Below are 13,025 nucleotides of genomic sequence, written 5' to 3' on the forward strand. Positions count from 1 at the left end.
GGCTTGAATATTGATGAGTTGAAGATGCAGTGTGGCGATCAGCTCATCTCGGCCTCCCGCTTTTACGAGGTTTTTAATGCGATGGGCATGGATTATGGCCCGGCGCACAGGGGAATCGAAGAAGCATATAGGGGCTCGGGGCACATACTGGTTAAGCTGTCCATCCCATCAACCGTAGCAAACACCCTGAGCCAATATGTCCTTCATCCGAGCCTGATGGATTCAGCCTTGCAGGCTACCATCGGTTTTCTAATGAATTCCGAAGGTGTGATCCCGGATTCGGTTAAACCCGTGATGCCCTTTGCCCTGCAGGAACTGGACATATTGGGCGGCTGCACGCCGAATATGTGGGCATGGATACGAAGCAGTGACCAACCTGCCGCTTCGACGGCAGCTAAAACCCAAAAGCTGGACATCGATTTGTGTGACGGGCAGGGCCGCATCCGTGTCCGTATGAGAGGATTCTCAACAAGGGTGCTGGAAGGAGATTTACAAGCCGCTAGCCAGTCAAGCACCAGTCAGCAAGAGGCTCATGTACAGCCTCCTGTAGGGAATATTCACCTTGTTCCGGTATGGGATGTCGTGCCGCCAGCAAAAGGAGAGCGTCATCCTCAAGCGTCAGATCGTGTTCTGGTTGTTGGTGGGGCGGAAAACAGAAGTGCGATCCAGCAGCTGTACCCTCGGATGCAATACATCGATATCACGTCAAAAGATACGATTACAGACATTGCAGCCCAAATAGAGGCTTATGGCCGAATAGACCATATGATATGGATAGCTCCTCCCGAACGTTCGCCAGAATCCATCGCGGAAGGTGAATGGATTAAGCGACAGGAGATAGGCGTTTTGCCGTTGTTCCGGATGATTAAAGCACTTATCCGACTGGGCTATTCTGCTCGCAGTTTGGGCTGGACCGTGATTACATTTGATACGCAATCCGTTCACAGAACAGATGCGGTTCATCCTGCGCATGCGAGCATTCACGGGCTGGTCGGTTCGATGGCCAAAGAATATCCGAACTGGAACATAAGGATTGTCGATCTGGAAGCTGGCCGTGAGTGGCCTGTAACGGATCTATTTGCGCTGCCTGCGGATCGGCGCGGACACCCTTGGGTCCATCGGAACCAGGAGTGGTACAGGCAGCATCTCGTACCCATGAACACGCCTCCATTGATGGAATCGAGCTTTAAGGTCGGGGGCGTCTACGTCGTAATAGGAGGAGCCGGAGGAATCGGTAAAGCCTGGAGTGAATACATGGTCCGTACTTATAAGGCTAACGTCGTGTGGATCGGTCGCAGACCGATGGATGATCAGATCCAAGCGGATTTGAATCGGATTTCTCAATTTGGACCCAAACCGGACTATATCGCAGCGGATGCAACCGATCTGGAGGAACTCAGGGGAGCCTATACAGCCATTAAACAGAAATTTCAGGGGATTAACGGCATCGTTCATTCCGCGATGGTTCTGTCGGACCGCAGCCTTGCGGATATGGAGGAGGACCAATTCCAAGCAGGGCTGTCGGCTAAGATCGACGTGAGCGTACGCATGGCTCAAGTTTTTCAGGGGGAGCCTTTAGATTTCGTTTTGTTTTTCTCTTCTCTGATCGCTTTGATCAAAAATCCAAAACAAAGCCACTATGCCTCCGGGTGTACGTTCAAGGATGCGTTTGCCCATCGGCTCTCGAGCGAGTGGCCGTGTAAGGTGAAGGTGATGAATTGGGGGTACTGGAGCAGCGCCGATGCTGCTGCTTCCGAGGATGTACAGCAGCTGTCCCGCATCGGACTGGGACTCATAACACCGGAGGACGGAATGAAAGCCGTGGAGCTGCTGATATCGAACCCAATCCATCAAATGGCGATGATTACAACGACCAAACCCCTTCTGGTGGAAGGGATGAATCCTAAAGAGCGTTTCGAGATCCTACCGGAACACGTCCCGCCAACAATCCACAGCGTCAACTTCAAAGGGGATAACCCTGCGGCAGGTTATCAGACTTCGTTCTTGAACGAGGGTCAGAGCCTAGATAGGGAAATGATGGACCTCTTATCTAGAATGCTCTTGGGCGAGCTTACGGCTATGGGGTTATTGAAGTCGGGCATAAAGGCGGCGGGTAATGGTAATGCCCGTAAGGGATTGGCTCCCATGTACGAAAGATGGCTTGAGGAAAGCCGCCGTGTGCTTGTACAGAATCACCTCCTCTATCAGGATGGTGAAACGTACACATTAGTGAATTCGGCATCCGCTGACAAGGATTCATTATGGCAGGAATGGGAGCTGAGAAAGAATGAATGGCTGGCAGACCCGAGCTTAAAAGCATGGATGACACTGGCGGAGGCGGTGCTGCGTGTGCTGCCTGACATTCTGACGGGGGAGCGTCCTGCGACCGATATCATGTTTCCTGATTCCTCAATGAGAATGGTGGAAGGCATTTATAAAAATAATCCGGTTGCAGATTATTTCAATGAAGCACTTGCAGATGCCTTAATAGCGTATGTGGAAGACCGGATCAAGGCAGAGCCTGCCGTTAAACTGCGGCTTATTGAAATCGGGGCAGGTACCGGCGGGACCAGCAGCATGCTGTTCCACAGACTGAAGCCTTACCGCAGCCATATCGAGGAGTATTGTTATACCGATATTTCCAAGGCGTTTTTATTGTTTGCCGAAAAAGAGTATGGTCCGGAGCATTCCTATTTGACTTATAAAATCTTCAATGTAGATGCACCCGCAGCCGGTCCAAATACGCCTATGGGAGAATTCGATATCGCGATTGCAACCAATGTGCTTCATGCAACCCGGAATATTCGCCAGACATTACGGAATGTCAAATCTGTGCTAAAAAAGAACGGCATCGTTCTGATCAATGAGCTCAGCGATAACCGGCTGTTCACCCACTTAACTTTTGGACTGCTGGAAGGTTGGTGGCTGTATGAAGATGAGGCTATACGCATTCCGGGAAGCCCCGGTCTGTATCCTGAAACCTGGAAAGCCGTGTTAGAGTCCGAGGGCTACGAAGGCGTCTTCTTCCCGGCACAAGAAGCTCACGACCGGGGGCAGCAGATCATTGCAGCAGCAAGTAACGGGGTTGTGCGGCAGAGTGCTGTGCTTCAATCAGGGACCTCAGCTGCTGAGGTCAGAACCATGTCTAAGGGAAAACGAACCGAAGAGGCGATCCGGATGCAGCCGACGGTTATAGCAAAAGAAAGGCCAGAAAAGCAAATCAAGGCTATGCCAACAAGCAAGGCCATAACCGAACAGATGCTGGAAGATCATGTGAAGGAGACGATCATTGAGAAGCTCTCCGAGGCCTTGAAGGTCAACAGCAATGAAATCGAGCTCGAGGATTCCTTTGCCGACTATGGTTTGGATTCCATTATCGGCGTTCACTTGGTACAAGTGCTTAATCAAGCCTCAACATTGAACTGGATACGACAAGCCTCTTTGATTACAGTTCGGTGAAGCAGCTCACAGCGTATATTTTAACGGATCACAGAGATGCAGTTGCCGGTGGGTTCGGACAAAACCTCAGCAAGGAAACAGCTGAGGTTGAAGACATGCCGGGTGTAGCCGAACAAGGTGGAGCATCCATCTCTAATTCTTATTTTGGCAGGTTTATGGATGTGGCTCCGTTGCCGAATTCTCAACCCGCTAATCTTGAAACGAAAGGGGCTGCCCTCAAGACTGCCATGCAAAGGGAGCCGATTGCCATTATCGGAATGAGCGGAAAGTATGCAAGATCGGCCAACGTGAATGAATTATGGACGCATCTGGCCAATGGAGCGGAACTCATCGGAGAGTCGCCGCGTTGGGATCTTTCGAAATATTATCCGAAGGATGCCCATTATTGCGACCGGGGCGGCTTTGTAGAGAATATAGATCAGTTCGATCCGTTCTTTTTCAATATTAACGGACTAGAAGCCAATTATATGGATCCCCAGCAGAGGCTGTTTATGGAGGAGTGCTGGAAGGCACTCGAGGATTCAGGTTATGCCGGATCCAGGATCCAGGGACGCCAGTGCGGCGTATATGTCGGCTGCCTTGGAGGAGCAGGGGATTATCACCAGCTGTCGGGAGACGATGCACCCGCGCAAGCCTTCTGGGGCATAGCCGGATCGGTCATTCCGGCCCGGATTGCCTATTACCTTGATCTCAAGGGACCGGCCATTGCTATTGACACCGCTTGTTCCAGTTCGCTGATCGCGGTTCATATCGCTTGCCAGGGACTGTGGTCAGGTGAGACGGAAATGGCGCTGGCGGGCGGCGTGTTTATCCAGTCTACACCCTGGTACTATTTGAGCACCAACAAAGCCGGAATGCTCTCGGCAACAGGGCACAGTTATACTTTTGATGACCGTGCGGATGGATTTGTTCCTGGTGAAGGGGCCGGGGTGCTTGTATTGAAGCGTCTTAGCGAAGCGATGGATGACGGAGATCATATTTATGGCGTCATTCGCGGGTCGGGAATGAATCAGGACGGAACCACCAATGGTATTACGGCGCCGAGCGCCCTTTCGCAGGAGAGTTTGGAACGCAGCGTATACGAAACATTTCATATTGATCCAAGCGGCATACAGGTCGTTGAAGCCCACGGGACGGGAACGAAGCTGGGGGACCCGATTGAATATCAGGCGCTTACCAAAGCCTTCAGGAAATATACCGACGACAAGGAATACTGCGCCATCGGTTCAATCAAGACCAATATCGGGCATGCGGCCCATGCGGCTGGCGTAGCCGGAATCATCAAGATCTTGCTGTCATTGAAGCATAAGCAGATCCCGCCAACGCTTAATTTTAAGTCGGGTAATTCGAATATTCAGTTTAAGGACAGCCCGTTCTATGTCAATACGAGTCTCAGAGACTGGGAGACCGGCTCCAGCGATAGAAGGCGCGCTGCTGTAAGCTCTTTCGGATTCAGCGGCACGAACGCCCATATCGTTATTGAAGAAGCGCCGGAACCTGTAGGGAGCCATACCGGGAAACCGGGGTATCTGTTGGTGTTATCTGCGCGAACCCAAGAGCAGCTGCGGCGGCAGGCCGACCAACTAATCGAGTTCTGTGAACGGAACCCACAAGCGGAATGCGGTAATCTAAGCTACACCTTATTGACAGGAAGAAAGCATTTCAACCATCGTTTAGCCTGCGTTGCTCGCAGTGTAGAGGAACTTATATCGTTCTTAAGAAAATGGCTGACCCGGAGCAAAGTACCGCAGGTATATGTTTCAGAACTGAACGAAAATGATCGACGGGAGCAGCCTTCGCTGAAACGTTACGGAAATCAATGCATCGAGGAGTGTCACGCTGCAGATCCGAATGGTTATGCGGAACGGTTATCCACCATTGCTGAGTTATACGTTCAAGGATATGCGCTAGATTATGAAGCATTGTTCGCGGGTGAACGCTATTCGATTATGTCTCTCCCCACGTATCCTTTTGCAACAGAACGCTATTGGGTACCGGATACCAAACATCAAAGCTTCCCATCCATTGATATAACGGTATCAGGCCAAGCCGTGCTGCACCCCTTGCTTCATCGGAACACGTCGGATCTGTCCGGCGTTCGCTACAGCACGACGTTTAAGGGAAGTGAACCTTATCTGGCTTATAGGAATGACAAGGGAGGAAAAACCATACCTGGCATGACCTATCTGGAGATGGCACGAAAAGCGGTGGAATTGTCGGGGGGAGTTTACTTTGGGTCTCATGAGGGAATTCGGATGAAGGATATAGTGTGGTCCAACCCCGTCGAGTTAGGGACAGAAGGCCAGGAGCTCCACATCGATGTTTTTCCTGATGAGGGTAACATTTCGTTTGATATCTATAGCAGCTCTGGCTTGAACAGCAAGGAGCCGGTTATTCACAACCAAGGGAGCGTGTCGTCGTATCCACTACCAGGAGCCGAAACGATTGATTTGAACCTCATACAGACACAGTGCAACGTGAAATATTTCTCAAGGGAGAGTTGGTATAAGGTTTATGATGAGGCAGGCGCAGCGTACAGCCTGAACATCAAGTGGTGGATGAGCTGTTTATCGGACAGAACGAGGTCCTAGCAAAGCTTTCATTGCATACTGCTTGATGGATTCGTCTCATCCGTTTATTCTGCACCCATGCATTACAGATGCCGCTGTGCAAGCAACGATTGGCCTATTGGCGAATGGAGATCAGCGAATAAGCAGAGATATCGTCCATTCTGCCCTGCCTCTATCCTTGCATGAGCTTCAATGTATCGGCAAACCTACTCCGCAAGTATGGATCCATGTACGAAACAGCGAATATAGCGGGCAAGGGAATATGGATATTCAAGTCGATATGGACTTGTATGATCAACACGGTACGGTGTATGCAAGGATGAAGGGGCTCACAGTCCGGTTTAAGGAGAGCAAAGCTAAATATATGGTAGGTCGCGACATGGTTGGGGGAGGGTTAAAAATATGACAAAACAACATACTCTTTCAAATTCTAATGGATTCGCTGCAGCGTCCACGGTCCATTTGTTTACACCGCACTTTAGAGAAGCGGAGCTAATGGACAGAGGCATGGCAGCAGACGTAGCCAGGCATATGGTTATCCTGTGCAATATGGAGCACGTATCCAGAGAAAGCTTACAAGCCGCGATGACAGGCGCAGAAGTCCACATGCTGGAATCCCCGCCAAATCTGGAGATTGATCAACGATTTCATACCTATACCCAACAAATGTTGGATCTGGTACAAACGATATTAGAGCAGAAAGAAACGGGTAAAGCGCTTGTTCAGCTGGTCATGTCGGGGCAAGGTGAACAGAGACTGCTCAGCGGGCTTTATGGATTTCTGAAAACGGCTCATTTGGAGAATCCGCGATTAAGAGTGCAATGGATAGCAACAGAGTTTGAGGATAATATCGACAACCTCGTGCAGAAACTTAACGAAAGCAAAGGACTAGCCGAGGATCGCGTGCAGTATGTCCATGGAAAAAGAATGACGGCAGGCTGGAATGAAGTTGCAGTGTCTCCGGAAGAGGCGAGCATCCCGTGGAAAGACAACGGGATTTATCTTATTACCGGGGGGACGGGGGACTAGGTCTCCTATTTGCCAATGATATTGTGCGGCAAGTGAAAGACCCTGTGCTGATTCTTACCGGTCGTTCCGTGCTTTCCGCGCAAACAGAAGTTAGACTTCGGGAATTAAGGTCAAGAGGAGCCCGTATCGAATATCTACAAGCGGATGTGACCCGTAAGGAACAGGCAGAACATCTGGTCCTGTACATCGTAGAGGAATTCGGGAATCTGAACGGGATCATTCATAGTGCGGGCGTCATTCGTGACAGCTTCATACTGAAGAAGAACAGACAAGAAATACAGCAAGTGCTGGATCCCAAAGTATCGGGACTCGTGAATCTGGATCTTGCCTCCAGGGAGATGCCCTTGGAGTTTTTTGTATTCTTTTCTTCGATCGCGGGCAGTTTTGGAAATCCGGGACAAGCCGACTATGCTGCTGCTAATGCATTTATGGATGCCTACGCCGTTCATCGTAACGACCTGGCAGCATCCGGACTTCGCCAAGGCAGAACCTTGTCTATCGGCTGGCCATTATGGAAGGATGGGGGGATGGGAATCGACCCGCATGCTGAGGGCCGGATGATGCATAGCTGGGGCATGAAGCCGCTTGAGACGGAGACTGGCATTCAGGCTATGTACCAAGCACTGGCTTCCGGCCATGGTCAAGTACTCATCATGTCGGGTGAAGCAACAAAGATAAGAGAAAAGGTGCTGTCAGGTTCCGCTCCTAAGCAGGCGATTTCTGAAACGGCAGATCGCTCCCAGGTGGATCAGGAACGTTTAAGAGACAGAACAGGTCAGCAATTCAAAGCTTTATTCGGTGAGATTACGCAGCTCGATGCTACCAAAATCAATATAAACGAACCTCTTGAGCATTATGGAATCGATTCGATTATGATCAACCAATTGAATATGAAGATGGAAGGGCTTTTTGGAGAGCTTTCCAAACGTTATTTTACGAGTATCAGACCTTAGGAGAAGTGATAGATTATCTGGCTGCCGAATATACGGAACAATGCGTGAAGTGGACCGGGATGGGAGAACAAGAACAGGTCAAGGGTAAACCTGCAAGTATTCCAGCAGACACGCGTCTGGACGATTCCTTTCCGGTCCTCGTTTCGCTTAGACGGGAACAGAAACGTTCTACCAGCTTCCCCGTTCATAAATACGAGCGCAACACCCGGGAGCCCATTGCGATCATTGGTCTAAGCGGACGATATCCGGGAGCCAACAATCTGGGCGAGTACTGGGAGAACTTAAAGTCCGGCAAAGATTCGATTTCCGAAATACCTGCAGACCGCTGGCCCATGGAAGATTTCTTCGATCCGGATCCGCATGAGGCCGTGTCACAAGGCAAGAGTTATAGCAAATGGGGCGGTTTTTTAGACGGATATGCGGATTTTGATCCCTTGTTTTTCAACATTTCTCCCCGGGAAGCCATGATGATGGACCCGCAAGAGCGGCTGTTCATTGAGTCCTGTTGGGAAGCGCTAGAGGATGCGGGATACACTCGCGAGCAGCTGGCGGTTCAACATAACCGCCGGGTAGGTGTTTTTGCCGGCATAACGAAAACGGGCTACGACCTGTACGGACCCGGATTGTGGGAGCAGGGGGAGCATGTGAACCCCTATACATCCTTCAGCTCTGTCGCAAACCGGGTTTCGTACTATCTGAATTTGCAAGGCCCGAGCATGCCGATCGATACCATGTGTTCCTCCTCCTTGACGGCGATACATGAAGCCTGCGAACATCTCCATCTCGGGGATTGCGAAATGGCGATAGCGGGCGGGGTGAATCTGTATTTGCACCCTTCCAATTACCATTGGCTGAGCGTGCAGAAGATGCTCTCGAAGGACGGTAAATGCAAAAGCTTCGGTCAGGGTGCCAACGGATTTGTACCCGGCGAAGGTGTTGGAACGGTTCTGCTGAAACCTCTGTCTCGCGCCATTGCGGATAAGGATCAGATCCATGCCGTAATTAAAAGCACCAGCACGAATCATGGAGGCAAAACCAACGGTTATACTGTGCCCAATCCAGTGGCCCAAGGCGAACTTGTTCGTGCTGCGCTGGACAAGGCCAGCGTAAATGCGAGAACGGTCAGTTATATTGAAGCGCATGGTACAGGCACAGATCTCGGTGACCCTATAGAAATAACCGGGCTTACTCAAGCGTTTTCCAAAGATACGGCCGATACAGGGTTTTGCGCCATCGGTTCCGCCAAATCCAACATCGGCCATCTGGAGGCGGCCGCCGGCATGGCGGGATTAACCAAAATCGTCTTGCAAATGAAACATAAGATGATGGTGCCCAGCTTGCATGCCAAAGAGCTCAATCCGAATATTGCTTTTGCCAAAACACCTTTTGTTGTCCAGCAATCGCTAGAAGAATGGCGAAGACCTGTCATTCATCTCGACGGCGAGATGAGAGAATTCCCGAGAATCGCCGGGGTTTCATCCTTTGGGGCGGGCGGCTCCAACGCACATGTCTTACTGGAAGAATATATACCGGGGAAGCATCCCGGGAAGATCGAATGATGATGGATGGTAAGGTAATCGTTCCTTTGTCAGCCAAGAATGAATTCAGTCTTAAAGAGCGGGTACGGCAACTCTTGGCAGCCATTCGCGCCGAGGAATTATCGGACAGCGACCTGCCGGATATAGCCTATACCCTTCAAATTGGACGAGAAGCGATGGAGGAGCGAATTGCGCTCGTTGTGGGTTCTATGGAGGAGCTTCAAGCTAAACTGACATGTTATATGGAAGGGCAAGAAGACATTGATGGGCTCTGCAAGGGGCAGATCAAACCCGGAAAAGAACAGAAGGAAATAACGCAAGTAAATTCAAACTTGGGGATTTGGTTGCAGCAACGGGATTATCAAAATATAGCCAGGTTTTGGGTCCAAGGGCTAAGTGTGGATTGGAACAACCTGTATAGCGCGGGGCTTAAACCGCGCCGCAGGAGTTTGCCGACCTACCCATTCGCGAAGGAACGATACTTTATAGCTGACAAGCTGGCTGGTGAGCGCTTCATATCCACTCCCGTTTCATTCATCGAACCGTTGAATTCGGATGAGTCCGTGAGGCTGCATGCAGAAGAAAAGATGGAACCACCGAATGGCGAGGTTGAGAATCGAAGAGCCGACTCAGGCAAGGGCCGACGCAGAGAAATAAGTGGTTTAAACACAAGGCAATGCATAGCGTGGGATTTGAAGGAGCAGATCGGTACTTTGCTCCAAATCCAGCAGGATCGACTGGATAGTGAAATCAATCTTGCGGATTTCGGGTTTGATTCTATAAGCTTGACCCACTTGGCAGCCTCGCTTTCGAAGCATTATGGGATCGAACTCACGCCTGCGGTGTTTTTTGGACATTCCACAATAGATAAAATAGCGGATTATTTAATGAGCGAGCATCAAGCGGTCGTTGCAGAATTCTACTATGAGGCAAAAGCGAGCGGACCGATTGCACCTGCCGTACACACGAAAGAACGGCCGGCTGCTAGGCCAAAGGCGACGTCACGCAACGTTTCCTCAGAGGCACCCGAACCGATTGCCATCATTGGCATGAGCGGACGCTTTCCAGATGCGAGAAATGTAGAAGAAATGTGGACCATTCTGGAGGAAGGCAGGAATGCGGTGAAAGAGATTCCTTCTGATCGGTTTGATTGGCGTTCGTATTACAGAGACTCCGGCAAGGATGATCGCAAGATCGACAGTAAATGGTGCGGCTGCATTCCAGGCGTCCGTGAATTCGATCCGCTGTTCTTCGAAATTTCGCCCAAGGATGCGGAGTTGATGGATCCGAGACAGCGTTTATTGCTGCAGGAGGCATGGAAAGCCTTGGAGCATGCAGGTTATGGCGCCCAAAAAATCGAAGCCGGGAAGATAGGGATGTTTGTTGGGGCAGAGCAAGGAGATTATCAACAGTTGGTTCGAGGGGAAGCAGGAATTACCTCCAACCACAATGCCATTCTGGCAGCAAGGCTGTCTTATTTCTTGAATCTGAAGGGACCTGTACTGACGGTGGATACCGCATGTTCTTCTGGGCTGGCGGCAGCACATCAGGCTTGTCTCAGCCTTCGCAACGAGGAGTGCGATACGGCCATTGCAGCCGGTGTCAATCTGATGCTGACCCCCGAGCCATATATCGGGATGAGTCAGGCAGGCATGCTCTCTTTGGATGGAACATGTTTTGCTTTTGACAAGCGGGCGAACGGACTTGTTCCCGGAGAAGCGGTTGCCGTGGTGGTACTCAAGCGTTTATCCAGAGCTGAAGCAGACGGGGATCACATTCTGGCGGTCATCCGCGGGAGCAGCATGAACTATGACGGCAGAACAAACGGCATCACTGCCCCGAGCGGAGTGGCACAAACCGATCTTGTAAAAGCCGTATACCAGCAGTCCAAGGTTACGCCGGAAGATATCGAATATGTCGTTACGCACGGTACCGGAACCAGATTGGGAGACCCGGTTGAAGTCAACGCTTTACAAGAAGCATTTAAATCGCATACCGATAAACAGGGATACTGTGCGATTACTTCCAATAAGACCAACTTCGGGCATACCTTTGCCGCTTCCGGTTTAGTCAATATGATCAACCTGATACAGGCATTCCGTCACGAGATGATTCCTGCAAGCTTGAACTTTGAAGAGGAGAATGATTTTATCCATTGGACGGAAAGTCCTTTTTATGTGAATAAAACCAACAAACCTTGGCCCTCGAGCAGCACAAAAAACCGCCTGGGAGCGGTAAGCGCGTTTGGAATGAGTGGAACTAACGTTCATATGGTGCTGGAGAGCTACGCCAGAGAGCCGATTGAAGAGCCTGCAAACCGTCCTCCTTATCATTTGCTTACGTTCTCCGCCAAAACGAATGAAGCTCTGGAAGAGAAGATTCAAGACATGGTTGCCATGCTGCGGAATGCGGAGCTGTCACAAGACGAAATGGGCCAACTGGCTTATACCTTGCTGGAAGGACGACAGCACTTTAACCATCGGGCTGCAATCGTTATACGGGGTAGACAGGATGCGGAGTATGCATTGTCGACAAGCGCAGATAAGTTACGGCTGCCAGGCCTGTTTAGCGGGAAAGTGCCGCGTGATTTTGAAGGACAGCGTATGATTCAGCAGTATGTCAAAGACCTTTTGAGAACAACGCCGTCTCTGATGGAGAATCCGAACGAATACCGGGAGGCTCTGCATGCATTAGCTGACCTCTACTGCCAGGGCTATGAAGTGAGCGGCGATGATTTATATGAAGGCAAGTCGGTTGGGCTTACCCATCTTGCGATTCCGACGTATCCGTTTGCCAGAGAACTGTACTGGACGTCCCAGATTGACACGGGTGTTACCGGAGCTCAATCACGAAGCTTGCGGATCACAAACAGACCGAGCAAGGACGAGCACGCCGGAGCTTCAATGAAACAAATGCAAGAGCCTTACGAAATGATGACGTTTGAAGAGGTATGGGAAGAAGAAGTTTTAAGGGATACGCATAACGAAGGAATCCAGACGCTAATCTGTTTCCTCTCACGGCATGAGAGCAAACAGAACGTTTCGGAGACCGTAACAAGCTTGGGTGGGGACACCCGGGTTATTTTTGTTTCGCGAAGCACCGGCTTTGCCAAAAACTCTGCGTATGATTACAGCATTGCGGAGACGGATCGGGAATCGTATGTGAAGGTATTGACAAGCATCAAGGAGGATTTCAAAGAAGTCGATGCCATGCTGTATCTGTGGCCTATCGAAGATGCCGTGTACATTAAGGATGTTTCTAGCATCGTTCATCTCGTTCAGGCTATCTCCTCTTCAAAACTGAAACCGAAGCAGTTGTTACTGGCAGGCCAATACGAGAACCCGCTGGAACGCTGCTATATGGAATCATGGACGGGCTTTGAGCGTTCACTCGGTCTCGTACTGCCTAATTTGAGCGTGAGCGTCGTTTCCATAGAGGCGGAGGCACAGCTCGAGACGTTTTCGCGACAGATCTAA

7 protein-coding genes and 1 pseudogene are annotated in these 13,025 nt (G+C 50.5%); all 8 read left to right on the forward strand.

The genetic code is table 11. The features are described 5' to 3' along the window. Window positions 1–51 precede the first annotated feature (51 nt). Window positions 52–2,835, forward strand: a pseudogene (locus JCM10914_RS31660) (SDR family NAD(P)-dependent oxidoreductase); the annotation flags it as partial. A 423-nt stretch (window positions 2,836–3,258) separates the two neighbouring features. Continuing rightward, on the forward strand, window positions 3,259–3,459 hold the full coding sequence (locus JCM10914_RS31665; RefSeq protein ID WP_370570222.1) for an acyl carrier protein: 201 nt from the start codon (window positions 3,259–3,261) through the stop codon (window positions 3,457–3,459). Further along, window positions 3,456–6,050 (forward strand): type I polyketide synthase, encoded by a 2,595-nt coding sequence (locus JCM10914_RS04910; protein ID WP_023958092.1) that lies wholly within the window; start codon window positions 3,456–3,458, stop codon window positions 6,048–6,050. The genes JCM10914_RS31665 and JCM10914_RS04910 overlap by 4 nt, the downstream gene beginning before the upstream one ends. Window positions 6,051–6,075: 25 nt before the next feature. Next, window positions 6,076–6,435: a polyketide synthase dehydratase domain-containing protein gene (locus JCM10914_RS31260; protein ID WP_023958094.1), complete on the forward strand. Its 360-nt coding sequence runs from the start codon at window positions 6,076–6,078 to the stop codon at window positions 6,433–6,435. Further along, on the forward strand, window positions 6,432–7,058 hold the full coding sequence (locus JCM10914_RS29695) for a hypothetical protein (RefSeq protein WP_052019622.1): 627 nt from the start codon (window positions 6,432–6,434) through the stop codon (window positions 7,056–7,058). The genes JCM10914_RS31260 and JCM10914_RS29695 overlap by 4 nt, the downstream gene beginning before the upstream one ends. Further along, a complete protein-coding gene (locus tag JCM10914_RS29700) occupies window positions 7,010–8,011 on the forward strand; it encodes a beta-ketoacyl reductase (protein WP_052019624.1) in 1,002 nt (333 codons plus the stop codon). The genes JCM10914_RS29695 and JCM10914_RS29700 overlap by 49 nt, the downstream gene beginning before the upstream one ends. Before the next feature lie 5 nt (window positions 8,012–8,016). Further along, window positions 8,017–9,570 (forward strand): type I polyketide synthase, encoded by a 1,554-nt coding sequence (locus tag JCM10914_RS29705; protein WP_023958101.1) that lies wholly within the window; start codon window positions 8,017–8,019, stop codon window positions 9,568–9,570. After that, window positions 9,567–13,025 (forward strand): beta-ketoacyl synthase N-terminal-like domain-containing protein, encoded by a 3,459-nt coding sequence (locus tag JCM10914_RS29710; protein ID WP_023958103.1) that lies wholly within the window; start codon window positions 9,567–9,569, stop codon window positions 13,023–13,025. Before JCM10914_RS29705 ends, JCM10914_RS29710 begins: the two co-directional genes overlap by 4 nt.

The organism is Paenibacillus sp. JCM 10914 (assembly GCF_001315105.1).
Classification (GTDB): Bacteria; Bacillota; Bacilli; order Paenibacillales; family Paenibacillaceae; genus Paenibacillus_AQ.